Annotated in this window: 22 protein-coding genes, 3 tRNA genes and 1 pseudogene; 10 read left to right on the plus strand and 16 right to left on the minus strand. The window is 60.9% G+C overall.

Annotated features, from left to right (window positions below; all coding sequences use genetic code 11):
- Nucleotides 1–34 precede the first annotated feature (34 nt).
- Nucleotides 35–1,504: a succinyl-CoA:acetate CoA-transferase ScpC gene (locus tag DFR38_RS13535; RefSeq protein WP_211310765.1), complete on the minus strand. Its 1,470-nt coding sequence runs from the start codon at nucleotides 1,502–1,504 to the stop codon at nucleotides 35–37.
- 537 nt (nucleotides 1,505–2,041) lie between these two features.
- On the opposite strand from DFR38_RS13535, the gene DFR38_RS13540 reads away from it, so the two are divergent.
- From DFR38_RS13540 to DFR38_RS13560, 5 genes are all read left to right on the plus strand, one after another.
- The gene (locus DFR38_RS13540) at nucleotides 2,042–2,656 is read left to right on the plus strand and encodes a TetR/AcrR family transcriptional regulator (RefSeq protein WP_059285644.1); all 615 of its coding nucleotides are present in this window, start codon (nucleotides 2,042–2,044) and stop codon (nucleotides 2,654–2,656) included.
- An 81-nt stretch (nucleotides 2,657–2,737) separates the two neighbouring features.
- Complete coding sequence (locus DFR38_RS13545; RefSeq protein ID WP_082693382.1) at nucleotides 2,738–4,276, plus strand: efflux transporter outer membrane subunit; 1,539 nt, start codon at nucleotides 2,738–2,740, stop codon at nucleotides 4,274–4,276.
- A 48-nt stretch (nucleotides 4,277–4,324) separates the two neighbouring features.
- On the plus strand, nucleotides 4,325–5,452 hold the full coding sequence (locus DFR38_RS13550; RefSeq protein ID WP_059285645.1) for an efflux RND transporter periplasmic adaptor subunit: 1,128 nt from the start codon (nucleotides 4,325–4,327) through the stop codon (nucleotides 5,450–5,452).
- 9 nt (nucleotides 5,453–5,461) lie between these two features.
- Nucleotides 5,462–8,518, plus strand: a complete 3,057-nt coding sequence (locus DFR38_RS13555) for an efflux RND transporter permease subunit (RefSeq protein ID WP_110313535.1) — start codon at nucleotides 5,462–5,464, stop codon at nucleotides 8,516–8,518.
- A 261-nt stretch (nucleotides 8,519–8,779) separates the two neighbouring features.
- Entirely contained in the window at nucleotides 8,780–9,004 is a 225-nt protein-coding gene (locus tag DFR38_RS13560; RefSeq protein WP_059285646.1) for a hypothetical protein, read from the plus strand.
- A gap of 178 nt (nucleotides 9,005–9,182) precedes the next feature.
- Here DFR38_RS13560 and cydX read toward each other — a convergent pair whose 3' ends face one another.
- From cydX to cydP, 5 genes are all read right to left on the minus strand, one after another.
- Nucleotides 9,183–9,287, minus strand: a complete 105-nt coding sequence (cydX, locus tag DFR38_RS13565; protein ID WP_082693383.1) for a cytochrome bd-I oxidase subunit CydX — start codon at nucleotides 9,285–9,287, stop codon at nucleotides 9,183–9,185.
- Nucleotides 9,287–9,658 (minus strand): NifB/NifX family molybdenum-iron cluster-binding protein, encoded by a 372-nt coding sequence (locus tag DFR38_RS13570; protein ID WP_158527741.1) that lies wholly within the window; start codon nucleotides 9,656–9,658, stop codon nucleotides 9,287–9,289. Before DFR38_RS13570 ends, cydX begins: the two co-directional genes overlap by 1 nt.
- Entirely contained in the window at nucleotides 9,648–10,787 is a 1,140-nt protein-coding gene (gene cydB, locus DFR38_RS13575) for a cytochrome d ubiquinol oxidase subunit II (protein WP_193394310.1), read from the minus strand. Before cydB ends, DFR38_RS13570 begins: the two co-directional genes overlap by 11 nt.
- Nucleotides 10,788–10,865: 78 nt before the next feature.
- A complete protein-coding gene (locus DFR38_RS13580; protein ID WP_059287161.1) occupies nucleotides 10,866–12,416 on the minus strand; it encodes a cytochrome ubiquinol oxidase subunit I in 1,551 nt (516 codons plus the stop codon).
- Entirely contained in the window at nucleotides 12,406–12,597 is a 192-nt protein-coding gene (cydP, locus tag DFR38_RS13585) for a cytochrome oxidase putative small subunit CydP (RefSeq protein WP_059287162.1), read from the minus strand. The genes DFR38_RS13580 and cydP overlap by 11 nt, the downstream gene beginning before the upstream one ends.
- Before the next feature lie 188 nt (nucleotides 12,598–12,785).
- On the opposite strand from cydP, the gene DFR38_RS13590 reads away from it, so the two are divergent.
- Nucleotides 12,786–14,120 carry a sigma-54 interaction domain-containing protein gene (locus DFR38_RS13590; RefSeq protein ID WP_059287163.1) on the plus strand — a complete coding sequence of 445 codons (1,335 nt, stop codon included), beginning with the start codon at nucleotides 12,786–12,788 and terminating at the stop codon, nucleotides 14,118–14,120.
- Between the two features lie 71 nt (nucleotides 14,121–14,191).
- Here DFR38_RS13590 and efeB read toward each other — a convergent pair whose 3' ends face one another.
- The 7 genes from efeB to DFR38_RS13625 all read right to left on the minus strand — a co-directional run bounded on the left by efeB (nucleotide 14,192) and on the right by DFR38_RS13625 (nucleotide 20,292).
- A complete protein-coding gene (gene efeB / locus DFR38_RS13595) occupies nucleotides 14,192–15,472 on the minus strand; it encodes an iron uptake transporter deferrochelatase/peroxidase subunit (protein WP_110313537.1) in 1,281 nt (426 codons plus the stop codon).
- A gap of 40 nt (nucleotides 15,473–15,512) precedes the next feature.
- A complete protein-coding gene (locus DFR38_RS13600; RefSeq protein WP_059287164.1) occupies nucleotides 15,513–15,875 on the minus strand; it encodes a cupredoxin domain-containing protein in 363 nt (120 codons plus the stop codon).
- Between the two features lie 74 nt (nucleotides 15,876–15,949).
- Nucleotides 15,950–16,843, minus strand: coding sequence for an iron uptake system protein EfeO (gene efeO / locus DFR38_RS13605; RefSeq protein WP_110313538.1), 894 nt, complete (start codon nucleotides 16,841–16,843; stop codon nucleotides 15,950–15,952).
- Nucleotides 16,844–16,880: 37 nt separating this feature from the next.
- Nucleotides 16,881–17,720, minus strand: a complete 840-nt coding sequence (efeU, locus tag DFR38_RS13610; protein ID WP_110313552.1) for an iron uptake transporter permease EfeU — start codon at nucleotides 17,718–17,720, stop codon at nucleotides 16,881–16,883.
- Between the two features lie 280 nt (nucleotides 17,721–18,000).
- The gene (locus DFR38_RS13615; RefSeq protein WP_059286521.1) at nucleotides 18,001–18,219 is read right to left on the minus strand and encodes a FeoB-associated Cys-rich membrane protein; all 219 of its coding nucleotides are present in this window, start codon (nucleotides 18,217–18,219) and stop codon (nucleotides 18,001–18,003) included.
- Nucleotides 18,216–20,051, minus strand: a complete 1,836-nt coding sequence (gene feoB / locus DFR38_RS13620; protein WP_059286520.1) for a ferrous iron transporter B — start codon at nucleotides 20,049–20,051, stop codon at nucleotides 18,216–18,218. Before feoB ends, DFR38_RS13615 begins: the two co-directional genes overlap by 4 nt.
- Nucleotides 20,044–20,292 carry a FeoA family protein gene (locus tag DFR38_RS13625; protein WP_059286519.1) on the minus strand — a complete coding sequence of 83 codons (249 nt, stop codon included), beginning with the start codon at nucleotides 20,290–20,292 and terminating at the stop codon, nucleotides 20,044–20,046. Before DFR38_RS13625 ends, feoB begins: the two co-directional genes overlap by 8 nt.
- Before the next feature lie 234 nt (nucleotides 20,293–20,526).
- Here DFR38_RS13625 and DFR38_RS13630 point away from each other — a divergent pair.
- Nucleotides 20,527–21,009, plus strand: a pseudogene (locus DFR38_RS13630) (IS3 family transposase); the annotation flags it as partial.
- Nucleotides 21,010–21,078: 69 nt separating this feature from the next.
- Here DFR38_RS13630 and DFR38_RS13635 read toward each other — a convergent pair.
- The 3 genes from DFR38_RS13635 to DFR38_RS13645 form a co-directional block, all read right to left on the minus strand.
- Nucleotides 21,079–21,154 (minus strand) — tRNA-Thr (locus tag DFR38_RS13635).
- Nucleotides 21,155–21,215: 61 nt separating this feature from the next.
- Nucleotides 21,216–21,292: transfer RNA gene (locus DFR38_RS13640), tRNA-Pro, on the minus strand.
- 79 nt (nucleotides 21,293–21,371) lie between these two features.
- A tRNA-Pro gene (locus DFR38_RS13645) sits at nucleotides 21,372–21,448 on the minus strand.
- A 93-nt stretch (nucleotides 21,449–21,541) separates the two neighbouring features.
- Here DFR38_RS13645 and DFR38_RS13650 point away from each other — a divergent pair.
- From DFR38_RS13650 to DFR38_RS13660, 3 genes are all read left to right on the plus strand, one after another.
- Nucleotides 21,542–22,525, plus strand: a complete 984-nt coding sequence (locus DFR38_RS13650; protein WP_059286518.1) for a recombination-associated protein RdgC — start codon at nucleotides 21,542–21,544, stop codon at nucleotides 22,523–22,525.
- Nucleotides 22,526–23,034: 509 nt separating this feature from the next.
- Nucleotides 23,035–25,212 (plus strand): catalase/peroxidase HPI, encoded by a 2,178-nt coding sequence (gene katG / locus DFR38_RS13655; RefSeq protein WP_059286517.1) that lies wholly within the window; start codon nucleotides 23,035–23,037, stop codon nucleotides 25,210–25,212.
- Nucleotides 25,213–25,868: 656 nt separating this feature from the next.
- On the plus strand, nucleotides 25,869–26,648 hold the full coding sequence (locus tag DFR38_RS13660) for a DODA-type extradiol aromatic ring-opening family dioxygenase (protein WP_059286516.1): 780 nt from the start codon (nucleotides 25,869–25,871) through the stop codon (nucleotides 26,646–26,648).
- Nucleotides 26,649–26,679: the final 31 nt, after the last annotated feature.

A 26,679-nucleotide genomic window follows, 5' to 3' on the forward strand; every position in this document is an offset into this window, starting at 1 on the left:
TTTTGTTTCCAACCATCCCCGACACAGGCGGGGTTCAGGGCTTCATGCTGCCCTGCTCCACCAGCCGCTCATGCCAGGACAGTGCCTCGCCCAGCAAATGCGGCGTGTGCTTGCCCTTGCTGTCGCGGCAGGCGCGGTCGAAGTAATCCTGCAGCAGCGGGCGGTAGTCCGGGTGGGCACAGTTGGCAATCACCACCCGCGCGCGTTGCTTGGGCGACAGGCCACGCAAGTCGGCCAGGCCCTGTTCGGTGACGATGATGCAGACGTCGTGTTCGGTGTGGTCGACATGGCTGACCATGGGCACGATGCAGGAAATCGCCCCGTTCTTGGCCGTACTGGGAGTAACAAAGCAGGACAGGAAGCCGTTGCGGGCAAAGTCGCCCGAGCCGCCAATGCCATTGATGATGGAGGTACCTGCCACATGGGTGGAATTGACGTTGCCATACATGTCCGCCTCCACCATGCCGTTGATGCCGATACAACCCAGACGGCGCACCAGTTCGGCATGGTTGGAAATTTCCTGCGGCCGCAGCACGATGCGCTCGCGGTAGTGCGCGATATTACGGGCAAACTCCTGCACCCCTTCCGGGCTAAGCGACAGCGCGGTGGCCGAGGCCATGCGGATGGTGTCGGTGCGGATCAAATCCAGCATGCCGTCCTGAATCACCTCGGTAAACGCTGTCAGATTGCTGAAGCCGCCATCACGCAAGCCGCCCAACACCGCATTGGCGATATTGCCCACGCCAGACTGCAAGGGCAGCAGGTTCTCCGGCAGGCGGCCCATCTTGATTTCGTGCTTGAGGAATTCCACCAGATAGCCGGCAATGCGCTGGCTGGTTTCATCCGGCGGGGTAAAACGACCCAGCCGGTCTGGCGCATGGGTTTCCACCACCGCCACCACCTTGGCCGGGTCCACTCGCAGATAGGGCTCGCCAATACGGTCGCCCGCCTGGGTCAGCGGAATCGGCTGGCGATTGGGCGGCAATGCCGTGCCATAGTAGATGTCATGCATACCATCCAAGCCCAGCGGCTGGGTGCTGTTGACTTCCAGAATCACCTTGTCGGCCAGGTCCAGCCAGGTCTTGTTATTACCGATCGAGGTGGAGGGAATCAGCCTGCCATCCGGCAGGATGCCGGCCACTTCCACCACCGCCAGGTCGATCTTGCCGAGAAAGCCGAACCAGGTGTATTGCGCCACCTGGCCCAGGTGCACGTCCATGTAGTCGATTTCACCGCGGTTGATGCGTGCGCGCAGTTCCGGGTCGGACTGGTAAGGCAGGCGAAAATCAATGCCGCCCGCCTTGGCCAGCGCGCCGTCCAGCTCCGGCGCGGTGGAGGCACCGGTGAGCACACGCAAGGCGAACTTCTCGCCGCGTCCCTGCGCCGCTTCCATGCGGCCCGCCAGTGCCAGTGGCACCGCCTTGGGGTAGCCCGAGCCGGTAAATCCGCTCATGCCCACGGTCATGCCCGGCTGGATGTGTGCGGCGGCTTGTTCAGCCGACATGATTTTCCCTGCCAGACCGGCATGGTGTATGCGTTGTTCCACTTGTTGTTCCCTTGCAATTTGCGGCCTGTTTGCGGCCTGCTGTTTTATCGAGCGTTGCTCCGGCCTGTCCCGGCCAGATTCATGCTGAGGACCGACGTATATCCTTACCTTTACGTCAGCTCGGCAGACCCGCTACTTAAGCAGCTTCCTCGTGTGCGCCGCAGATTAATCGCAACAAGCATGATCCACATCAAAACCTGTTTGTCCGGCGATGTTATAGGGTAGGCTTCTTTGCTGCGCCGAAAAATAATGACAATTAAATATTTTTCTGAATATTAAAATCATTATGGATAATCAGCCGCAAACACCTGCCTTGCAGCCACCACCACTTTGTCCCGTCCGGGTGGACAGCCCGCCCGCCTGACACTGCCCCTGTCGCAAATTTGCCTCAGCACGCCCGAAAAACCGTCCTGTCCACAATAATCCGCCGCGCATGCTGGCAAACCGCATGGAATATTGTTAGATTGCCTTTTCTTGGTAACTTAACCAAAAACCATGACAGCAAGCCGACAATCCTCACCACCCTGTTCAGCCGCCAGTTGCAAGGACATCCGCACCAAGCTGATCGATGCCGCGCTGGATGTCCTGCTGCATGACGGAATCCTGGGTTTCAGCCAGAGCAAGGTGGCCAAACAGGCCGGGTTGCGCCAGAGCCACCTGACCTACTACTTCCCCACGCGCAACGATCTGCTGACCGTGGTGGTGGAACATGGCTGCCAGATGGTGATCAATGCCCAGGGCTGCCATGACGCAGCGCCCATGCCCACGCTGGAGGAATTCCGCCAGGCCATGTGCAACAACATCTGTGACAGCCGTATTGCCCGGCTGATGGTGGCAGTCACCGTGGCGGCCGAGGTCGACCCCAAGCTCAAGGACTGGATCAGCGATTTCGACCGCCGCATGCTGAACAACAAGAAAGAAGCCTTCAAACGGCTGGGCGTTCACGCCAGCGACGACGAAATGGCCCTGTTTCACAGCACCATCGCCGGTATTGCCCTACGCAATCTGAATAGCAGCGGCCCGCAGGATAGCGAGGAAGCCCGCCGGCGCTTTCTGTACGCCTTTGACCGACTGATCAAAGCGTCGCATCCGGTAGCAAGATCAGAATAATCCGAAGAATCAACTAGCCCACAAGGCAGGACAATGCAAAGCCGCCACCACAGCCGCGCAAGTCAAGAACAGGAGTACAGGATGCATCCCAAGCACTTACCGGGCCGCTTACCGGCAACAGCGGCCTTAACCCTCCCCCGGGCAGCGCTACCGCTGCTGCTCGGCCTGGCATTGTCGGGCTGCACCCTGACGCCGCCAGCCAGTACACCGCAGCTGGTGGACGGGCAGAGCCGGCGCTATGGCAGCAGCCCACTGGCCGAACATACTGTTGCGAGCCCGCAGGCGGGCGCAGCCGGCATCACGCAGCACCTGGCGCTGGGCCAGCAATTACAACCGGAATGGTGGCAGCTGTTCCGCTCACCCGCTCTGGACCAGCTGATTAGCGAAGCGCTGCACAATAGTCCCAGCCTGGCCGCGGCGCGTGCCGCACTGCGCCAGGCCCAGGAAAATTACAATGCCGCGGCCGGCACGCTGGAATACCCCTCGGTCAGCGGCCAGCTGGGCGGCAGCCGCCAGCGCCAGACGCTGTCCGGCAGCTCCCCCAGTGATTTCAATGTGCTGAGCGCCGGCCTCAACGTGTCCTATACGCTGGACCTGTTCGGTGCCAATCGCCAGCAATTGCAGGGACTGATGGCGGCCAGCGATTACCAGCGCTACCAGCTGGAAGCCACCTACCAGACGCTGATTTTCAATGTGGTCACCACCGCCATCCAGGAAGCCTCGCAGCGCGCCCAGTTGCAAGCCACACGGGAAATGCTGACGGCTGCCGAACAGCAGCTGCGCATCGTGGAAAAGCAGGCCGCACTGGGGGCGGTCGCACGCAGCGGCGTGCTGTCGCAATCCACGCTGGTGGCACAGACCCGCGCCCAGCTGCCGCCACTGGAAAAAGCCCTCGACCTCACCCGCAACCAGCTGGCGGTGTATGTCGGCAAGCTGCCATCAGCAGGCGGCCTGCCGGAATTCACCCTGGACAGCCTGCATCTGCCGGCCGAGCTGCCGGTGTCGCTGCCTTCGGAACTGGTACGCCAGCGGCCGGACATCCGCGCCAGCGAAGCCTTGCTGCAACAGGCTGGCGCCCAGGTCGGCGTGGCCACCGCCAACCAGTATCCGCAAATCAGTCTGACCGGCAGCTTTACCCGCGAACGCTTGTTCCTGGGCGGCGTGACCGCAGGCAGCAGCCTGTGGAGCCTTGGGGCCAGTGTCAGCCAGTCCTTGTTTGACGGCGGCTCACTGCGCGCCAAGAAGCGTTCTGCCGAAGCCGCTTACGAACAGGCCCAGGCCCAGTACCGGGAGACCGTGCTCAAGGGCTTCCAGAACGTGGCCGACAGCCTGCGTGCCGTCAGCGCCGATGCCAGCGCCCTGCAAGCCCAGGCCGACGCCGAGGCACAGGCACGCGAGACACTGCAGCTGACCGAGCAACGCTTCCGCCTGGGAGCGGTCAGCCAGCTCAATCTGCTGGATGCCCAGCGCACCTGGCAGCAGACCCGCATCAATCTGGTCAGCGCCAGCGCCAGCCGCTATGCCGACACCGCCGCGCTGTTCCTGGCGCTGGGTGGCGGCTGGTGGAACCGCAGCGACGACATCGCCAACCCGACCCCTGCCGCCCAGGCCAAGCCCTGAGCGCGACTGGTAAACGACACGCAATCTAGAGAAAACAAGGAAAGCAATATGACCAAGCGAATGTTCATCATGCTGGGAGGCATAGTGCTGCTGGTAGTGGTACTGGGGCTGGGTTTCTTCATGCATATCCGCACCCTGATGGCCGCCGCACCCAAGCCGCAAGCACAGGTGGTCAGCACCATGATCGCCAAAAAATCCAGCTGGCAGCCGCAGCTGGAATCGGTCGGTACCCTCAGTGCGGTACATGGCGTGGACGTCAGCAGTGAAGTGGCCGGCCAGGTACGCAGCGTGAACTTTCAGTCCGGCCAGGATGTGAAGGCCGGGGATGTACTGGTGCAGCTGAATGCCGATGCCGATATCGCCCAGCAGCATGCGCTGGAAGCCGCCGCCGAACTGGCCGCCATCACGCTCAAGCGCGATCAGGCCCAGCTGGCGGTGCAAGGCGTATCCCAGGCCCAGGTGGATAACGATGCCGCCGACCTGAAAAGCAAGAAAGCACAAGTGGCGCAGCAGGCTGCCCTGGTGGCCAAGAAAACCATTCGTGCGCCGTTTGCCGGCCGCGTGGGGATCAGCAGCGTCAATCCCGGCCAGTACCTGAATGCCGGCGACAAGATCGTCACCCTGCAGCAGATCGACCCCATCCATATCGACTTCAATCTGCCGCAAAGCCAGCTGGCTGCGGTCAGCGTCGGCCAGAAAGTGGTGATCAAGACCGACGGCACCGCCGACAAGACCTTTAACGGCAGTGTCAACGCCATCAACCCCAAGATCGACACCAATACCCGCAATGTGCAGGTGCAGGCACTGATCGCCAATCCTGGCCGCAGGCTGCTGCCCGGCATGTTTGCCAGCGCCAGCCTGGACACCGGCAAGCAACAGGCCTACCTCACCCTGCCGCAGACTGCCATTACCTATAACGCTTACGGTTCCACCGTGTTCGTGGTGGTAGCGGCCGGCAAGGAGGCATCGGCAGCGGCAGGCAGCCTGGTGGCCAAGCAGGTGTTCGTGCAGACCGGGCCGACCCGTGGCGACCAGGTGGCCATTCTCAGCGGTGTGAAAGAAGGTGACCAGGTCGTCACCTCAGGTCAGGTCAAGCTGAAAAACGGCATTGCCGTTGCCATCAACAACAGCGTACAGCCGGCCAACAACCCCAATCCGACTCCGCAGGAACAGTAAGGGCCCGCCATGAAATTTACCGATATCTTCATCCGGAGACCGGTGCTGGCCACCACCATCAGCTTGCTGCTGGTGGTGCTGGGCTTGCGCTCGCTGTTTGGCCTGCCGGTCAACCAGTATCCGCAAACCCAGAATGCCGTGGTCACCATTTCCACCACTTATTATGGTGCGGATGCCAAAACCATTGCCGGCTTCATTACCCAGCCGCTGGAAGGTGCCATTGCCCAGGCCCAGGGCATTGACTACATGTCCTCCACCAGCAATAGCGGGGTGTCCACCATCACCGCCAACCTGCGCCTGAACTACGATGCCAACCGGGCGCTGACCGAGATCAACACCCAGGTCAACTCGGTGAAAAACCAGCTGCCCGCCCAGGCGCAGCAGCCGGTGCTGACGGTGCAGACCGGCCAGACCACCGACGCCATGTATCTTGGCTTTTACAGCAAGACCCTGGCCAACAACTCGGTCACCGACTTTCTGAACCGGGTGGTCAAGCCCAAGCTGGATGCGATTCCGGGGGTGCAAACCGCCGAATTGCTGGGTGCGCGCCAGTTCGCCCTGCGCGCCTGGCTGGACGCCAACAAGATGGCGGCCCATGGCGTTTCCGCCACCGATGTCAGCAATGCCCTGGCTGCCAATAACGTACTGGCCGCCGTGGGCAAGACCAAGGGGCAGATGGTCAGCATCCCGCTGACCGCCGCCACCGACCTGCACAGCGTGGAAGAATTCAAGAAACTGGCAGTCAAGCAAAGTGGCGATGCCATCGTGCGGCTGCAGGACATCGCCACGGTGACGCTGGGCTCGGAAAACTACGACTTCAATGTTGCCTTCAGCGGTGAACGCTCGGTATTCATCGGTATCAAGGTGGCACCGGAGGCCAATATCCTGGACGTGGCCAAGAGCGTGCGCACCGCCTTTCCCGCCATCCAGCAGCAATTGCCGTCCGGCCTGACCGGCCAGATCGTCTACGACTCCACCGACTTCATCAACACCTCGATTCATGAAGTGGTGAAGACGCTGCTGGAAGCGCTGGTGATCGTGACCGTGGTGATCTTCCTGTTCCTCGGCAGCTTCCGCGCCGTGCTGGTACCGGTGATTGCCATGCCGCTGTCCTTGATCGGCACTTTCTTCATGATGCTGGTGCTGGGCTACTCCATCAACCTGCTGACCCTGCTGGCGCTGGTGCTGGCCATTGGCCTGGTGGTGGACGATGCCATCATCGTGGTGGAAAACGTCGACCGTCACATGAAGGAAGGCAAGACTCCCCTCGACGCGGCCATCATCGCCGCGCGCGAGCTGGGCAGCCCGATTCTGGCGATGACCGTGGTGCTGGTGGCGGTGTATGTGCCCATCGGCTTTCAGGGTGGCCTGACCGGTGCGCTGTTTACCGAGTTTGCCTTTACCCTGGCCTCGGCCGTCACCGTCTCCGGTGTGGTGGCACTGACCCTGTCGCCGATGATGTGCTCGCGCTTCTTCCGCCCCGAGCAGGATGAGGGACGGCTGGTCAAGGCCATCGACCACACCTTCGAGAAAGTGCAAAACGGCTACCGCCGCCTGCTGCACAGCCTGCTGGAAACCTGGCAGGTGCTGGTGGTGATGGCGGTCATCATGCTGGCGCTGCTGGGGGTGATGACCAAGATGTCACAATCCGAATTGGCTCCGGAAGAAGACCAGGGCATCGTGCTGGGCCAGATTGTGGGCGCACCGACAGCCACCGCCGACCAGATGCAGACTTATGCGCAGCAGATGTATGCCATCAGCAAGGCCATGCCGGAATACGAGCAGATGTTCCAGATTACCGGCACACCGACCGTCAATGCCGGTATTGGCGGCATTCTGCTCAAACCGTGGGAAGACCGCACGCGCAGTGCCAAGCAAATCCAGCAGGACCTGCAAGATCGCTGGAACAAGATTGCCGGCGTGCGGGTAGCGGCCTTCCAGTTCCCGCCCTTGCCCGGCTCGTCCGGCCTGCCGGTGCAGTTTGTCATCAAGACCACCGAGCCCTTCGAAAACCTCAACGAGGTATCGCAACAGCTGCTGGACAAGGCGCGCAGCTCCGGCAAGTTCTACTTTGCCGACGTGGACCTGAAAATCGATGCACCGCAAACCACCGTGGTCATCGACCGTGACAAGGCCACCGCCATGGGCATGACCCAGCAGGATGTCGCCAATGCGATGAGTGCAGCCATGGGGGGCGGCTACGTCAATTACTTCTCCATCGACGGCCGCTCTTACAAGGTGATCCCGCAATTGCTGCAAAAGGACAGACAAAACCCCTCGCAGCTGCTGGACTACCAGGTACGCACGCCCAATGCCGGCATGATCGCCCTGTCCACCATCGCCAAGCTGAAAACCGAAGTGGTGCCGGAATCCATCACCCGTTTCCAGCAACAAAACTCGGCCACGCTGTCCGGGGTATCCGGTCAGGCGCAGGGTGAGGTGCTGAAATACCTGGAAGACACCTTGAAGGAAATCGCGCCCAGCGGTTATACCGTCGATTACGCCGGTCCTTCACGCCAGTTCAGCCAGGAATCCGGCGGCTTTGCCCTGACCATGCTGTTTGCCGTCATCATCGTGTTCCTGACGCTGGCGGCGCTGTTCGAAAGCTTCCGCGACCCGGTGGTGATCCTGGTCTCGGTGCCGCTGGCCTTGTTCGGTGCGATGATCTTCATCTTCCTCGGCTTCTCCTCCATCAATATCTACACCGAGGTGGGCCTGGTGACGCTGATGGGCCTGATCAGCAAGCACGGCATCCTGATCGTGGAAGTGGCCAACGACTTGCGCAGCAAGGGTGCCAGCAAGCTGGATGCCATTGTCGGCGCGGCAGAAATCCGGCTGCGTCCCATCCTGATGACCACCGCGGCCATGGTCTTTGGTGTCATCCCGCTGGTGATTGCCTCTGGTGCCGGTGCCGCCGGCCGCCATGCCATGGGCCTGGTGATCTTCACCGGCCTGTCCATCGGCACGCTGTTCACCCTGTTCGTGGTGCCGGCCATGTATATGGCACTGGCGTCGGAACATCACGGCGAACCTGCTGCAGCCGCCAAGACGGAAAGCGCCGGTTAAACAGCAGCCCCTCCCACACAAGCCCGGCCCCGCCGGGCTTTTTTCATGGCATCCGGCAAAGAGTGCGGCTTTCTTGACCTAGACGAAAACTTTGCCTGCATTTGCCCACTAAGCTGACGGCAAATGCAGGCACAGGACGCGCCATGCTGCACATGGCGTCATGCGAACACCGCACGCATCGACCAGCGACACCCTACCGGGAGCCCGGCCCTGTGACTGTTTTCCATCTTTGCATGACATCCCCCAACAGGAGATAAGACAATGGACAAGGCAATCAAGGCAGCCATGGAAGGTCTGCTGCGCGTGGCCACCGGTGAAACCCAGCATATCCGCCGTGCCAACTGCCCGGTGAACGGCTCGGAAGACCGCCAGGATGACTGCCCGGCCTGCCAGGCCATCCAGCGGGCAGAAAAGCTGCTCAAACCTCAATGGGCGGACAAGGCGCAAGTGCTGGAAACCGTGATCCGCCGCCTGGATATCGGCTGAGCCAGCCACACCCGGCATGCAACAGGGGCTGTCCCATAGCGGGACAGCCCCTTTCATTTGGCCAGCAGCAGGCGCGACACAACCCCAGCAGCGCATCCCCAGCGGCCACGCAGCGCTGAGATGACACAGGGTCAACTTTGCACCCTGCCTCACTCGCCGGCGCAACCATGCACAGGGGCTAAGGCAGTGCCTTGCGCTCCTCCTCATGTTCGCCCCACAAGGCATTCAGAATGCCCAGCGACACGGCAAAGCCGATACCCAATACCCATGCGAAATACCACATCATGTTCTCCCTGTAATTGATTGACAGCGGCCCTTGCCCGGCTGGCAGGGGGTGGCGCGGCGACCGGCCAGCCACTGGCGGGCCGCCGCCTGCGGCTCGCTTTCCGTGGTGAGTGACAGCGTGATGCCCAGCTGCTGCAGCCGCTGCGCCAGCGCCTGCCCGGCACTGGCTGCCAGCAGGACATCCACCCCGCGCAGCGGATGATCCGCCAGATCGCCGCCCTGGCACAGCAGCTGCGCCGGACTCAGCAACAGGCTGCGGCAACTGCCATCGGCACTATCCAGCAGCCAGAAATGCGCGCACTTGCCGGCATGAGGGCTGACCGTGCGCCGGTTCTGGCTGGCAATGGCAATCTTGATCTCAGTAGGCACTGTGATTGTTCTCCCGCACATAGGCGGCGGTCACCTTGCCGCCCATCACCTTGTAGGCCCAGCGGGTGTACAGGATGATCAAGGGCATGAAAATCAGCGTGGCCACCAGCATCAATTCCAGCGTGAGCTGGCTGGACACGCTGTCCCACACCGTCAGGCTGGAGGCCGGGTTGCTGGACGAGGGCATCACGAAGGGGAACATGCTGATGCCGGCGGTGCCGATGACCCCGGCCAGTCCCACGGCTGAGGCCCAGAAAGCGGCAAAACTGCGGCCACCACGCAAGAGCAGCATGGCGGCGATGCCGGCCAGATAGGCGCTCAGCGGCAGCAGCATGGTGAGCGGCCAGCGCTGGTAATTGCCCAGCCAGGCTCCGGCGACGCGGCTGACGGTTTTGGCCAGCGGGTCGGGCAGCGCATCCGGCTGCACTGCCGAGCTGATCACATAGCCATCAATACCCAGCGCCAGCCAGATGCCGGCCAGGGTAAATCCGCCCAGCCACAGTAGGCCGCTTGCCATCACCCAGCGTTGTGCGCGCCGCTGGATGTCGCCCTCGGTACGGTGCACCAGATACACCCCGCCGTGAAAGGTGATCATGGCGCTGGACACCACCCCGCACAGCAGGGCAAACGGATTGAGCAGGCCCCAGAAGCTGCCGTCGTAGGTGGAGAGCAGATTGTTGTCGAAATGAAAGGGCACGCCTTGCAGCAAATTGCCAAAGGCCACGCCAAAAATCAGCGGCGGTACCGTTCCGCCGACAAACAGGCCCCAGTCCCATACCGAACGCCAGGTGGGGTTGTCTATCTTGCTGCGGTAGTCAAAGCCCACCGGGCGGAAAAACAGCGCCCACAACACCAGCAGCATGGCCCAGTAAAAACCGGAAAACGCCGTGGCATACACCAGCGGCCAGGCGGCAAAAATGGCGCCGCCACCGGTGATGAACCACACCTGGTTGCCATCCCAGTGCGGGCCGACGGTGTTGATCACCACCCGCCGTTCGGTATCATCCTTGCCGACAAAGGGCAACAGCGTGCCCACACCCATATCGTGACCATCCATGATGGCAAAACCGACCAGCAAGACGCCGACCAGCAGCCACCAGATCACCTTCAAACTTGCATAATCCAGCATGATTATTCCTTCGTACTGCGCACAAAACAGTGCAACATCCCTGGTGCGATACAGCCGCAGAGGTGTTGCCAGCCAATATCAATGAGCGGTTTCATGGTCGTAGCGGCCCGTGCCCAGACTGCCCGGCCCCTGGCGGGCAAAGCGCACCATCAGCATCATTTCCACCACCAGCAGCACGGTGTAGAAACCGACAAAACCGGCCAGCGAACCGTATAACGACTCCAGCGACAGCGTGGACACCGACAGCCGGGTGGGTAGTACGCCGTAAATGGTCCACGGCTGGCGGCCATATTCGGCCACCACCCAGCCCAGTTCGCAGGACAACCAGGGCAACGGCAGGCAGCACAAGGCCAGCTTGAGCAGGCGCGGACGGTGCTGGAAATTGCCCTTGAGCGAGGCCCAGAAGGCCCAGCCAAACAGCAGCAACATGGCCATGCCCATGCCCACCATCAGCCGGAAGGACCAGAACATCGGTGCCACGCGAGGAATGGTGTCGCGCGCGGCGGCATCAATCATCTGCGGCGTGGCCGTGGCCACATTGGCGGTGTACTTCTTCAGCAGCAGGCCAAAGCCCAGATCCTTTTTGTGGGCTTCCAGCACCGCTTTGGCAGCACTGTCCTGGCGGTCGCGCCGCACGCTTTCCAGCGCCTGTACTGCCAGCATGCCGGACTCAATACGCAGGCGGTTTTGCGCCATGATTTCGTGAATACCCGGTATTTCCTTGCTGAGCGAACGGGTGCCAATCAAGCCCATCACCCAGGGAATACTCACCTGCCAGTCGTTCTCCATGCGTGTTTCATTCGGCCAAGCCAGCAGATTGAACGAGGCCGGGGCCGGCTCGGTATGCCACATGGCCTCGATGGCGGCCAGCTTGGTCTGCTGCGCCTCGCCCACGGTGTAGCCGGACTCATCGCCCAGCACGATCACCGAACAGATACTGGCAAAACCGAAGGCAGCGGCAATACGGAAGCTCTTGCGGGCGAATTCCACATTGCGCCCGCGCAGCAGATACCAGCTGGAAATCGACAGCACAAACATCGCCCCGGTGACATAACCGGCGCTGACGGTATGCACGAACTTGGCCTGGGCATCCGGGTTAAGCAGCAGCGCGGCAAAGTCGGTCATCTCCATGCGCATGGTCTGATAGCTGAACTCGGCCCCCACCGGATTCTGCATCCAGCCATTGGCAATCAATATCCACAAGGCCGACAGATTGGTGCCGATGGCCATCAGGATGGTCACCAGCAAGTGCTGCTTGCGCGACAGCCGCTCCCAGCCAAAAAAGAACAGGCCGATCATGGTGGATTCCAGGAAAAAGGCCATCAGCCCCTCGATGGCCAGCGGCGCGCCGAAAATATCGCCCACATAGTGCGAGTAATAGGCCCAGTTGGTACCGAACTGGAATTCCATGGTGATGCCGGTGGTCACCCCCAGCGCAAAATTGATGCCGAACAGCTTGCCCCAGAAGCGGGTCATGTCCTGATAGACCTGCTTGCCGGTCATCAGCCATACAGACTCCATGATCACCAGCAGCCACACCATGCCGATGGTCAGTGGCACGAACAGGAAGTGGTAAAGCGCCGTCACGGCGAACTGCAGTCGTGATAAATCGACGATGTTATCTAACATTGTTTTTCTCCAGGTGTTGGCTGGCCATCCCCGCCTCCCGCATGCCGTCGGCCATGGCGGCGGCATCGACATGGACGCGGTAGGGCGCGACCAAGGCTTTCCAGATGATCAGCAGCAGCACGATCTTGATGCCGATGATCCAGGCCAGTTCACGGCCCAGTTTGCGTGGTGGTTTGTTCATTGCAGGCTCTCGGTTGACGCGGTGGCGGCACAGCTGGCCACCCGCTTGCGCCGGGGCAGGCAGGGTGGGCCACCGCGTTTGGCCTGGCTGTTTGCAAATGCCATGCCAGGCTGTACCGCCTGTTTTCAGGGGGATTACTGGCGGTTTTCCGGCTATCATGTCATTTTTGACATGTCAGAAAACACACTATGTCACCCCTGTCGAATGAAGCCAGCCTGGACACCATCAGCCGCATGCTGGACGAGCTGAGCGAGCCGCGCATCGTCATTACCGAGCACTTTGAAATCCTGCATGCCAACCAGGCCTACCGCGCCGCCTACGGTGCCGAAGCGCCGGGCCGCCACTGCTACGAGGTGTCACACGGCTATCAACGCCCCTGTGATGAAGAGGGCGAGTCCTGCCCGCTGCGCATGACGCTGGCCAGCGGCCAGCCGGAACGGGTGCTGCACATTCACCGCACGGCGCATGGCGACGAGCATGTGGATGTGGAACTGATGCCACTGGCGGATATCAGCGGCCATCGCCACCTGTTCATTGAAAAGATGAAGCCGCTGCAGCTGGCCAGCAGCCAGGCGGCCGCCGACAAGATGGTGGGGCGCAGCGCAGTGTTTCGCCGCATGCTGCTGCTGGCGCAAAGAGCGGCCCCTTCCAGTGCGGCGGTGCTGTTGATCGGCGAATCCGGCACCGGCAAGGAAGGACTGGCACGGGCCATTCACGACAGCGGCGGTGCCGCGCAACGGCCGTTTATTGCGGTGGATTGCGCCAGCCTGAGTGAAACCCTGCTGGAAAGCGAGCTGTTCGGCTATGAAAAAGGGGCGTTTACCGGGGCCAACCAGCGCAAGCAGGGCCTGGTGGAAGCCGCCCATGGCGGCACGCTGTTTCTGGATGAAATTGGCGACCTGCCGCTGTCACAGCAGGTCAAGCTGTTGCGCTTGCTGGAGTCCGGCAGCTTTCGCCGCGTGGGGGGCATCAACAGCATTCCCGCCAGCTTTAGGCTGATTGCCGCCACCCACCGCAATCTGGCAGCCATGGTCGAGTCCGGCAGCTTCCGCGCCGACCTCTACTACCGGCTGGCGGTGTTTCCCATCCGCCTCCCTCCCCTGCGCGAACGGCGCGAGGACATTCCGCTGCTGGCGGCCTCGCTGCTGGAGCGGGTTGCCCCCGGACGCAGGCTGCAACTGGAGCCGGCTGCGCTGCAATGGCTGTTGCAACAGCCTTTCAACGGCAATATCCGCGAACTGCGCAATCTGCTGGAACGCGCCAGCCTGCTGAGCGACGGCGATGTCATCACGCTGGAAAACCTGTGCGCCGACGAATGGAACAGCACACCACCGGCAACCCCGGCCATGCAGGACTTCCACTGCGGCCTGCTGCCGCTGGAACAGCTGGAAAGCCAGTACCTGCAATGGGCGGTCGAACACAGCGGCTTAAGCCGCCAGCAACTGGCCTCGGCGCTGCAACTGACCGAGCGCACGCTCTACCGCCGGCTGGCCGGCAGACAAAAGAAAGCCCCCGCCAGCTAGGCAGGGGCAAAAGACAACCTTGGTGTGTGCGTTGTAGCAAACTCTGTTCCAGCCTGATGGCCGGGCCGCCATCAGCGCCCGGCTTGCAACAGGCCGGCACCGAGATAGTCGCTGCCGCTCACTCCGGGCAGGGCAAAGAAATAACCGCCGCCAAAAGGTTTGATGTATTCCTCCAGCGGTTCGCCATCCAGCCGGTGCTGGGTAGCGATGAAACCGGTTTGCAGATTGGACTGAAAGCAGATGAACACCAGCCCCATGTCCAGCTGGCCGGATTTGGTCAGCCCCAGCGAATAGCTGTAGCTGCGACGCAGCAGCCTGGCATCGTGGCGGCCATGCTGGCGTGGCTCGGCCCGGCGCATGTGCGAATCCAGCGGCACCTGCTGGCCGTGCGGGTCTGCCGCAAAGCCGGGGTCGTCGAATTCGTGGGTCTTGCCCAGCGGCGCACCACTGGCCTTGTCGCGGCCGAAAATACCCTGCTGCTCGCCCAGCGGTGTGCGGTCCCACTGCTCCAGCGTGAAGCGGATCAGGCGAATGGCGACATAGCTGCCGCCCTTGGCCCAGGCCGGCTCCTGGTCCTTGTCGTCCACCCACACCAGCGCATTCATCTGGGCGCTGTCGGCCGTGTCGGGGTTTCCCGTCCCGTCCTTGAAGCCGAACAGATTGATCGGCGTGCTGCTGTGGCGCACGGCTCCCGCCGGCAAAAAACCATCCATCTTCCAGCGGGCAGCCAGCTTGTCCGGGCAATGCTTGATGATGTCACGCACGGCGTGAATCACCGTTTCGCGCGAATGGGCGCAGCATTGCAGCAGCAGGTCGCCATCGCACCATGCCGCGTCCAGCGCGTCATTGGCAAAAGCCTGCATCTGGCTCAGCTGCCGCGGGCGCTGTGCCTGCAGGCCAAAGCGCTGGTCAAACAGCGAGGCGCCCACCGCCACGGTGATGCTCAGCCCATCCGCGCTGATATTGCTGCCCAACAGGCCGGAGTCCGGCGGTGGCATTTTGGGGTGATCCACCGGTGCCGGGCCGCCCTGGGTCAGAAAGGCGATGCGTTCGGTCAGCAACTGCAAGGTGGCTTGCAAGCCCTGGCGGTCTCGCGCCAGCACATCAAAAGCGATGAAGATGGCTTCCTGCGCTGCCGGGGTGGTGATGCCTGCCTGATGCTGGCCGCGGTAGGGGACCACTTGCTGCGCCGGATCCACCGGTTTGGCCAGCTGGCCAAACCAGGCCGCGCTACCCAGGCCGCCGGCCAGCAGGCCGCCGCCAAACAGCCCGGCCCCGCGCAGCAGGCTGCGACGCTGGGGATTGGCGATCGCCACAGGCGGGGAAAGGACAGGCTTGTCTTGTTCAGTCATGGTGTGAAGGACTTCTGTATTGTGCTGCCGCGCAGCATGATCATTCGACGATTAGCACACCGTGCGGATTGCTCAGCAGGCCGCAGGTCATGGCGTATGTGCCGGGCTCCAGCCTGGCGGTCAGCTTCTGGCTGAAACCGGGGGCGATGTTCTCGCGCTCCTCCACCACATACACGCCCTTGAGGATTTCCCATTCCACAGTGCGGCTGCTGTTGTTCTTGATCAGGAACTGGGTCTTGCCGCGCTGCACGGTCAGCTGCATCGGCTGGCAGGCCTCATCGCTGATGCCGACATTCACCACCGGGATGGCAGCAGCGGCGACGGTGGCCTGTGGTGCCGGGGCCTCCTTGCTGCAGCCGGCCAGCAAGGCGGCAAGCAGGACTACGGGGAATACTCTGGACATGGCTCATTCCTCAGACAATTTGTTCCAGCCCGCCCGGCCTGCGCACTGGCAGCGCCGGGCGGTAGCGTGACGGATCAATCCAGCCCCAGCACGCCACGCAGCTTGGACAGGTCTTCCGCCAGCGCGGTGATCGGGCCCTTCATGGCGGTGCGGTCGGCATCGGTGAGCTTGTCGTAGCTGACAAAGCCCTGCTTGTCCTCGCTGCGGTATTTGTCCAGCAGGCTGTCGACCGACTTGAAGTTTTCATCCACCTTGGCCAGCAAGTCCGGGCTGGCTTTCTGCAGCAGCGGGCGCAGCAGCTCGACAATCTTCTGCGCGCCGTCGACATTGGCGCGGAAGTCCCACAGATCGGTATGGCTGTAGCGGTCTTCCTCACCGCTGATCTTGGTGGCCGCCACTTCTTCGATCAGGCCGGCCGCGCCGCCCACCATCTTGGCTGGCGGAATGCTCAGCGTCTGCACCCGGCTTTGCAGGGTGCTGATGTCCGCTACCAGCTTGTCGGCATACTCAGCCTGACCCTTGGTGGTGTGGTCGCCAAACAGGGCTTTTTCCAGACGGTGGAAGCCGGTGAATTTCGGGTCGGCGGCTTTTTGCTTGAAGTCATCCTCGCGGGCATCGATCGCGCCATCCATATCGGAGAACAGTTCGGCAATCGGCTCGATACGCTCGTAATGCTGGCGGGTGATGGGGTACAGCTCCTGCGCCTTTTTCAGTTCGCCAGCCTTGATGGCGGCGGCAAAAGCCTTGGACTGGGTCAGCAGGCCGGCCAGCTCGCTGGTCACGTATTGCTTGTAGTCGGCAATCGGGCCGGCCAGCTGGGCGCTGTAGTCCACCGCCGCTGCCGAGGCGGCAGCCACGGCCGCACTGCTGGCCTGCGCCACTGGCGCATCTTCGCTTTTACCGCAGGCAGCCAGGGTGGAGACCAGCAATGCCAGTAGCGACAACTTGAACAGGGAACGGTGTGTCATCAGGTTTTTCCTTGAAAAATGGGGGGCGAAAGCCGTGTCAGCGCGTGGAGGCAGGCTGCGGGCTGGCGGCAGGCTGGCTGCCACGCAGGAACAGCCACAGGGCTGGAATCAGGAACAGCAGCCAGGCCAGCACTTCGCTGACGGTGGGGGTGTCGTTGTAGCCGAACAGGCCGGCCAGGATCACGCCGAGCGGGGTGTCGGTGGGCAGCACATGGCTCAGGTCGAATACCACGGCCTGCAGCTGGTTCCACAAGCCGGCTTCGTGCAGCGACTTGATGGCACCGGCCAGCAGGCCGGCCGCGACGAAGATGATGAACAGGCCGGTCAGGCGGAAGAAACGGCGCAGATCGATACGCACGCCGCCCTGGTAGATGCCGTAGCCGATGGCTGCCGCCACCAGCAGGCCCAGCACGGCGGCCAGCCAGGCCAGCGGGTTTTCTGCCTGCTGCTGGAAGGCCGCCAGCAGGAAAAACACCGATTCCAGCCCTTCGCGCGCCACGGCAAAAAACGCCATGCCGACCAGTGCATAAGCCTGGCCCCGGCTGCGGCGGAACAGCGCCGCCATGGATTCGTGCAGCTGCCCCTTGATGGAACGGGCGGCCTGCTTCATCCAGAACACCATGGAGGTGAGAATGGCGACGGCAATCAGCGCCACCACCGCTTCAAACAGCTCTTGCTGCTTTTGCGGGAATTCCTGCTGGGTCAGTTCCAGCAGCGCGCCCACCGCCAGACTGAGCAGGCAGGCCAGCACCACGCCCAGCCATACGGCGGGCATCCAGCGCTGCTGACCGGACTGGCGCAGATAGCTGGCGATGATGCCGACAATCAGCGCAGCCTCCATGCCTTCGCGCAACATGATGAGAAACGGGATCAACATGACCAGACCCATTATTGAAAATGAGAATCATGATCATTTGCATTTGAACTGTCAACGCAAAGTTTTGTCGTCGCTGTCGTCAGCCCTCCCCGGCTGCCGCCGGGCCAGGTCCGTGGCCAGCGTCACCGCTTGCCGTGCGGCGCATCCTCCGCGATGAGCACTGCCCGTGCAGCGTGCAGGCGGCCTGTCTGACATCAAAAGAAAAATGCCACGGCTAAGCGTGGCATTTTCATGGCAAGGCCGGTGGCCTGCGGAGCGCGATCAGCAGGGACAAGAAAACTCAGTCACCCGCGCAGCAGTCGCCGCCTTTCTTTGTCGGCGGCAGTGGCTTGATCATCACCACGGGCGTGGCGCCATTGCTCGCGCAGCCGCCCCCGCAAGAACCGCAGCTGCTGCCACAGCCGCCCTGCTTGCGGGCAAAGCGCTGAATCAGGCTGCGCAGGGCAAACAGGACGACGATGGCGATGATGCCGTACTGGAGCAAGAGGCTGGTAGTCATGCAAAGGCCTTCACCAGGTGATAGGTCAGAAACGAGCAGGCGTAAGCCACCACAAACATATAGCTGAAGGACAACACCACCTGCCGCCGGCTGCCGGTTTCCTTGCGGATCACTGCCAGTGTCGACATGCACTGCGGCGCAAAGGCAAACCACACCATCAGGGACAGCGCGCTGGCCAGCGAGATCTGATGCGCCAGCACATGGCCCAGCGAAGCCACATCATCGGCATTGGCCACCGAGTAAACCGTCGCCAGGGTAGCCACGGCGGTTTCCCGTGCGGCAAAGGCCGGAATCAGCGCCAGCGTGACCTGCCAGTTGAAACCCAGCGGTGCAAACAGAAACTGCAAGGACTTGCCCAGATAGCCGGCAATGCTGTAGTCGATGGCCGGACCGGTCGCACCGGCAGGCGGATTGGGGAAGCTGGAAATAAACCACATCAGCACCGTCAGCGCCAGAATCATGCCGGTCAGCTTTTTCAGGAAGATGCTGCCTCTTTCCCACAGCCCCAGCGCCAGATCGCGGATTTGCGGCACACGGTAGGCCGGCAACTCCATGATCAGCGCCGGTTGCTGCGCATCACGCGGCCGCAGCCGCTTGCATACCCAGCCCACCACCATCGCCCCAACGATACCCAGCAGGTACAGGCCGAGCAGCACCAGACCTTGCAGATTCAGTATCCCGCCAATGCTCTGCGCCGGAATGAAGGCGCCGATCAGCAGGGCATACACCGGCAAACGTGCCGAGCAGGTCATCAATGGCGCCACCAGAATGGTGGTCCAGCGATCACGCTGATTACTGATGCTGCGGCTGCCGATGATGCCGGGAATGGCGCAGGCAAAGCTGGACAGCAGCGGAATGAATGAACGGCCGGTCAGACCCACCGACAACATGACACGGTCGAGCAGGAAAGCGGCGCGCGGCAGATAGCCGGATTCCTCCAGCACCAGGATGAAGAAGAACAACACCAGGATTTCCGGCAGGAAACCCAGCACCGTGCCCAGGCCGCTGATCAGGCCATCACACAGCAGGCCGCGCAGCGGGCCATCCGGCAGCAGGCTGGCCACCAGCTTGTTCAGCTGGTCAAAATTGTCGCCGATCAGGTCGGTTACCGGCTTGCCCAGCGAATACACCCCCTGGAACACCATGAACATCACCAGCAGCAGAATCAGCGGTCCCAGCACCGGATGCAGTACCCAGCGGTCAATCGCATCCACTTTTGCATCGGACAGCTGCGGAATGTTGACGCAATCGGCCATGATGCGGCGTACTTGCTGATGCAGATCCCCGCCGCGAGCTGCCGCCGCCGCAGGGATCTTGCTGGCGGTCTGATCCACCAGCTGCACCAGCGCATCCACCCCGCCACGCCGCACTGCCACGGTTTCCACCACCGGAATGCCCAGCTCGGCCGACAGGCGCGCCACATCAATCCGGATGCCACGCCGCTGCGCCGCATCCACCATATTCAGCGCCAGCACCATGGGCAGGCCCAGTTGCTGCACCTCCAGTACAAAGCGCAAATGCAGCCGCAGATTGGTGGCATCGGCAACACAGATAATCATTTCCGGAGTCTGCTCACCACGATGCTGCCCGCGCAGCACATCCAGCGTGACTTTCTCATCCTGGCTGGCCGATTCCAGACTATAAGTGCCGGGCAGGTCGAGCAGGCTGATCCGGTGACCGGACGCCGTGAAGAAATGCCCCTCCTTGCGCTCGACGGTTACGCCGGCATAATTGGCCACCTTCTGGCGCGCGCCGGTCAACTGGTTGAACAGCGCGGTTTTACCGCAATTGGGATTCCCCACCAGGGCAATGCGCAATGCCATCTCAGCCATGTTGCACTCCTGGTTGCAGCACGATGCGGCTGGCCTCTTCCCGGCGCAGGGCAAAGCGGCTGGTGCCAACCTGTACCAGAATCGGATCGCCTCCCCACGGCGCACGGGTAATGACCTTTACCGTCTCGCCAGCGACAAAGCCGATGTCCTGCAAGCGCGCGGCAATCGCGTCATCTGCCTGCAATTTTTCCACACCGACCACACTGGCTGTTTGTTGTTTTCCCAGCTCACTCAGCCGCATTCACATCACCCGTAAATGAAAATCAATTTTGATTGGATCGGATAATACCCCTCCACTTTTTAATGTCAATATTTTTCCAGCACTTTTTACAAGCGCTGCGGACACACGCAACTGCGCCACAGGATTCATGCCGCAGCAACCCGATGGCAAGTAAGGAAAAGCCGGTCAGCAAAACTGCGGGCGGCCAAGCCGGACAGCGGAGGAGTTCAAGATTGAAGCTGTCAAACAGGTAACCGAACGTGGTTACGTCTCGCGGTGGTACTGGACCTGCTTTCGCGGCAGGTCATTGGCTGGTCGATGCAGTCACGTATCAATAGAACAGAGCTGGTGCGGAATGCCCTGGTGATGGCGGTATGGCGACGTCAGCCCAAGCAGGAGGTGCTGGTCCATTCCGACCAGGGAAGTCAGTTCAGCAGTGACGACTGGCAAGATTTTTTGAAGGCCCATCGCTTGGTACCCCGCATGAACCGGCATGGGAACTGCCACGACAATGCTGTGGCGGAGAGTTTCTTCCAGTTGCTGAAGCGTGCGCGTATCAAGCTAAAAACCTATCACGACAGAGAAGAAGCCCGGCGAGATATCTTCGATTACATCGAGATGTCCTACAAGCCGAAACGCCGGCATGGTTCCGCAAACGGGCTATCGCCGGTAGAGTTTGAGAAGCAATATTTCCAACGGCTCAAGAGTGTCCAGAGAAGCGGCGGGCGATTCACCTAGCCAGTCTTACAAGTTACAGAAAAGCAAAAAGCCAGCCCCGCAGGGCTGGCTTCAAGTGCTTGACTTACATGGTGCCGGTAAGAGGAGTCGAACCCCCGACCTTCGCATTACGAATGCGCTGCTCTACCAACTGAGCTATACCGGCGAACCAACTTGGTAAAAAAGCCTTGAGTCTCTTATGAAGAAATTCAAGGCTTTTTTGAATCTGGTCGGAGTGAGAGGATTCGAACCTCCGGCCTCTACGTCCCGAACGTAGCGCTCTACCAGGCTAAGCTACACTCCGATTTGTGTTTTCGCGCATCAGCGCGAGAACAGCAATTTAACTCAAATCCAAGTATTTCACAATACTTTTGCGATATTTTTGGTCGGAGTGAGAGGATTCGAACCTCCGGCCTCTACGTCCCGAACGTAGCGCTCTACCAGGCTAAGCTACACTCCGCTTCCCACTAATATCTGCAATCTGTTGTCTGCTGCGCGGCCCGTTTCCGGGTTACAATCAGCGGCATCAGAGGACGCGCATTATGGAACAATTATGTGGTTTAAGCAACTATCTTTTTATCGCCTGACTTCCGAATCCATCCACGCAAGCGACAAACTGGCCGCCGCGCTGGAGAAAAGCCCCTTTCAGCATTGTGGCGGGCTGGACTGGTTTGCCGAAGGCTGGGTCGCACCTGCCTCACATCTGGACAGCCCGGTGTTTACCGCCCGCGATTGCCAGTTGCTGTCGCTCAAGCGGGAAGACAAGGTATTGCCCGCTGGCGTGATCCGCGATTTTGTCGAACAGAAAGTGCAGGAGATCGAGGATAAGGAGCTGCGCAAGGTTGGCCGCAAGGAAAAGCTGGCACTGAAAGAGCAGGTCACCGACGATTTGCTGCCACGCGCCTTTGTACGCAGTCATCGTACTACCGCCTATCTGGATTGCCGCCGCGGCTGGATGATGGTGGATTCGGGTACGGCCAGCAAGGCCGAAGCCCTGGTTTCCAAACTGCGCGAGGCCCTGCCGCCCTTCCCCGCCGCCCTGCCCCGTACCAAACTGGCTCCACATACGGCCATGACCGACTGGTTGGCCGCTGGCGAAGCACCTTACGGCTTCGAACTGGATGCCGACTGTGAGTTGAAAGATGGCAGCGAGAATGGCGCAGTCATTCGCTGCACGCGCATGGACCTGACCGCAGAGGAAATCCGCCAGCATATCGCGACCGGCAAGCAGGTGACCCGCGTTGGCCTGATCTGGCAGGAAAAAGTTCGTTTCATGCTGACGGATACCCTGCAACTCAAGCGCATCCAGTTTCTGGATGTTCTGCAAGAAGAAGCCAGTCAGGCGGGTGATGACCGGGAAAGCCTGTTTGAAGCCACCTTCACCCTGATGAGTGAAGAGCTGGGTGAATTGGTAGAAGCCTTGATCGAAGCGCTTGGCGGCCTGGAAGACAGCCAGGCATCGCCTGCCCCGGCACCAGCACAGCACCTTGCGGCGCCGGCAGAGCATGGCAGCGACGAGAAGCTGCCCTGGGACTAAGCCCATCACATCCGGATTGACCAAGAGCCTGCGGGCTCTTTTTTTTTGATAGCACAAGACTAACAATCGATTAATAACAATCAATTTAACAAAACTATCAGTCATGACCATACTAAGCCCATCACCCTGCTACGGGATGAGCAGCAAAGGCTTGAACTTGACGGCTACTTTACTGCCCTAGCACTAGATAAGATTTTTCTTATCAATATTAAGGAATTATCCCAGTAACAAAGAACAGGTGATGCAGTACAAATTAGGCTATCAATCCAGTACACCGGGAGAACGTCATGCAAAACAATCAGACATGGCAGGAAGTCCTGCTCGACATGCTGGCCGCATTCGCAGGCTTGCAATAGTACGATCAGGTGCAATCCCTCTGGTAGCTGTCTGCCGGAGTCTGCCTTGAAAGTGCAAACGGGCACTATCCCCTGCACTGGATTCTTGAAAACCTCTATCTGTTCGCGGGAACACCCCGCAACAATCCATAACCCACGCAACAGGAGCAAGTGATGGCGAACAATAACGCAAGTTCTGCAGGCAAGTGCCCGGTCATGCATGGCGGAATGACCCAGACCAGCATGTCGAACATGGACTGGTGGCCCAAAGCCCTGAACCTGGACATCCTGCACCAGCACGACAGCAAGACCAATCCGCTGGGTGGTGGTTTCAACTATCGCGAAGAACTGAAAAAGCTGGATGTTGAAGCACTGAAAAATGATATCAAGGCCCTGATGACAGACAGCCAGGACTGGTGGCCGGCTGACTGGGGCCATTATGGCGGACTGATGATTCGCATGGCCTGGCACGCGGCCGGCACTTACCGTATTGCGGACGGCCGTGGCGGCGCCGGCACCGGCAACCAGCGTTTTGCCCCCCTGAACTCCTGGCCCGACAACGGCAACCTCGACAAGGCCCGCCGCCTGCTGTGGCCGATCAAGAAAAAATACGGCAACAAGATCAGCTGGGCCGATCTGATCGTGCTGGCCGGCACCATGGCTTACGAGTCCATGGGCCTCAAGTCCTATGGTTTCGCCTTTGGCCGCGAAGACATCTGGGGCCCCGAGAAAGACATCTACTGGGGTTCGGAAAAGGAATGGCTGGCCCCCAGCGGCAGCGAAGGCAGCCGCTACTCCGGTGAGCGCGATCTGGAAAACCCGCTGGCCGCCGTCATGATGGGGCTGATCTATGTAAATCCGGAAGGCGTGGACGGCAAGCCCGATCCGCTCAAGACCGCCTATGATGTGCGTGTCACCTTTGCCCGCATGGCAATGAATGACGAAGAAACCGTGGCCTTGACGGCTGGCGGCCACACCGTCGGCAAGACGCACGGCAACGGCGATGCCAGCAAACTGGGTCCCGCTCCCGAGGGTGCCGAGCTGCAAGACCAGGGGCTTGGCTGGCTCAACCACAGCAGCCGTGGCATTGGCCGCGATGCCGTCACCAGCGGCCTGGAAGGTGCCTGGACTACTCACCCGACCCGCTGGGACAACGACTACTTCGACATGCTGCTCAACCATGAGTGGGAGAGCCGCAAGAGCCCGGCAGGCGCCTGGCAGTGGGAACCCACCAATGCCAAGCCCGAGGCTTACCCGGCCGACGTGGAAAACGACCCGTCCAAGCGTACCCGCCTGATGATGACCGACGCCGACATGGCCATGAAGATGGACCCGGTCTACCGTGCCATCTGCGAACGCTTCCAGAAGGACCCGGCCTACTTCTCGGAAGTATTCGCCCGCGCCTGGTTCAAGCTGACGCACCGTGACATGGGTCCGAAGGCCCGCTACATCGGCCCCGATGTGCCGCAGGAAGACCTGATCTGGCAAGATCCGGTTCCGGCCGGCCCCACCGGCTACGATATCGACGCCGTCAAGGCGAAGATTGCCGCCAGCGGCCTGAGCCTGGCCGAAATGGTCAGCACCGCCTGGGATAGCGCCCGCACCTTCCGTGGTTCGGACAAGCGCGGCGGTGCCAATGGTGCACGTATCCGCCTGGCTCCGCAAAAGGACTGGGCCGGTAATGAGCCGGCGCGCCTGGCCAAGGTGTTGGCGGTATTGGAAAAAATCGCCGCCGAATCCGGTGCCAGCGTGGCTGACGTGATTGTCCTGGCCGGTAATGTCGGTATCGAGCAGGCCGCCAAGGCTGCAGGCCATGCCATCACGGTGCCATTCGCACCCGGTCGTGGTGATGCCACTGCCGAGATGACCGATGTCGAGTCCTTTGATGTGCTGGAACCGCTTGCCGACGGTTTCCGTAACTGGCAGAAACAGGATTACGTGGTCAGCGCCGAGGAAATGCTGCTCGACCGTGCACAGCTGATGCGCCTGACCGCCTGCGAAATGACCGTACTGGTGGGTGGCCTGCGCGTGCTGGGTACCAATCATGGCGGCAGCCAGCACGGCGTGTTCACCAACCGTGTCGGACAATTGACCAATGATTTCTTTGTCAATCTGACCGATATGGCCAATACCTGGAAACCGGCTGCGCACAATCTTTACGAGTTGCGTGATCGCAAGAGCGGCGCCGTCAAGTGGACCGCAAGCCGTGTCGATCTGGTATTCGGCTCCAACTCGGTGCTGCGTGCTTACGCCGAGGTGTATGCGCAGGACGATGCCCAGGAGAAATTCGTCAAGGATTTCGTCGCAGCCTGGACCAAGGTGATGAATGCAGATCGCTTTGATCTGAACTGACCGTCCTGACGCACGGCGCGTCATCACGAACAGGCCAACCAACCGGACAGCACATGCTGTCCGGTTTTTTTACAGCCTATCCGCTTTTCAGGCAGGTCCTGCGGGCGCCGGCTCCTGTCCTGTCATTGTCAAAACAAATCGACAATTTTAAAAGATTAATTTTACTTGAGAATTATTCTCATTAAAATGGCATCATTGATTGGGAGAACCGTATGAAACAACAGCACACCCCGTTACAGCGCAGCCGTTTGCGCCTGATGACCCGCCGACTGCTTGGCCTGGCCATCGTCTGCGCTGGTTGGGCCCTGATACTGCAGCCAACAGGGCACCACAGCATGGCGAAGCAGCCTGTTGCCAGTCACCCGGCTTAGCATGAGCAACGGTGGCTGCTCCGTGGCGCGCCAGTGATGCCGGGTGAACCGGGCCTGCGGCAGGCTTATTGATGCCTGGGAAACTGCGCCGGCTCAGTCGTTTTCACCTAGTCGCAGGCTGCCCGGCGGAATGCGCGACAAGCGCTTGGCCTGGGCCATATCCAGCAGTACAAGGCTGGCAAACTATGCACCATTGGTAAACAATATAATGAGAAATTCACGGTTTTTTTAACAGGGAAAGCTGGTTAAGCTGTTTACATGGCAATCACTGCAGGCAATACCACCATGACCACGCGACAACCCGCCCTGTTTATTTCTCATGGCGCCCCGACGCTCCCCATCGAGCACAGCGCCACCCGTGACTTTCTGCAGCAGCTTGGGCAGCAGCTCCCCCGCCCACGGGCCATCGTGGTGCTGTCCGCCCACTGGGAAAGTACGCTGCCCATGGTCAATCTGGCAGAAAAACCGGGCACACTGTACGACTTTGGCGGCTTTCCGCCCATTCTCTACACCCTGCGCTATCCTGCCAGCACCGATCTGACCCTGGCCGCAGAGGCGATGGACCTGTTGCGCCAGTCTGGCTTCCGTGTGGGCAGCACCGATCAGCGTGGCCTGGACCACGGCATGTGGACGCCATTGATGTTGATGTATCCGCAAGCGGATATTCCCCTGGTCATGGTGTCGCTACCGCATGCGGCGACAGCCGACACCTATTACCGGATGGGGCGCGCCTTGCGCGCACTGCGTGATGATAATGTGATGATTGTGGGCTCGGGCAGCTATACCCATAATCTGTGGCAGCTTGGCCGCGATGGCAGTGCCCCGCCCTCCTGGGCCGAGGATTTTGCCCAGTGGATGGACCATGCCTTGAGTGATAACCGGCCGCAGGACATCCTCAACTGGAAGCAGCTGGCACCGCACGCCCGTGAAAACCATCCCAGCGACGAGCATTTCAATCCACTGCTGGTAGCCATGGGGGCGGCATCGGATGATACGCCACCGCACAAGCTGCACGATGACTGGCGCATGGGCTCATTGTCCATGGCCTGCTGGCGCTTCGACTGACATGCAGCAGGGCCATCTTCAAGATGGCCCT

Origin of the sequence: Aquitalea magnusonii (genome assembly GCF_003202035.1) — a bacterium.
GTDB classification, from domain to species: Bacteria; Pseudomonadota; Gammaproteobacteria; order Burkholderiales; family Chromobacteriaceae; genus Aquitalea; species Aquitalea magnusonii.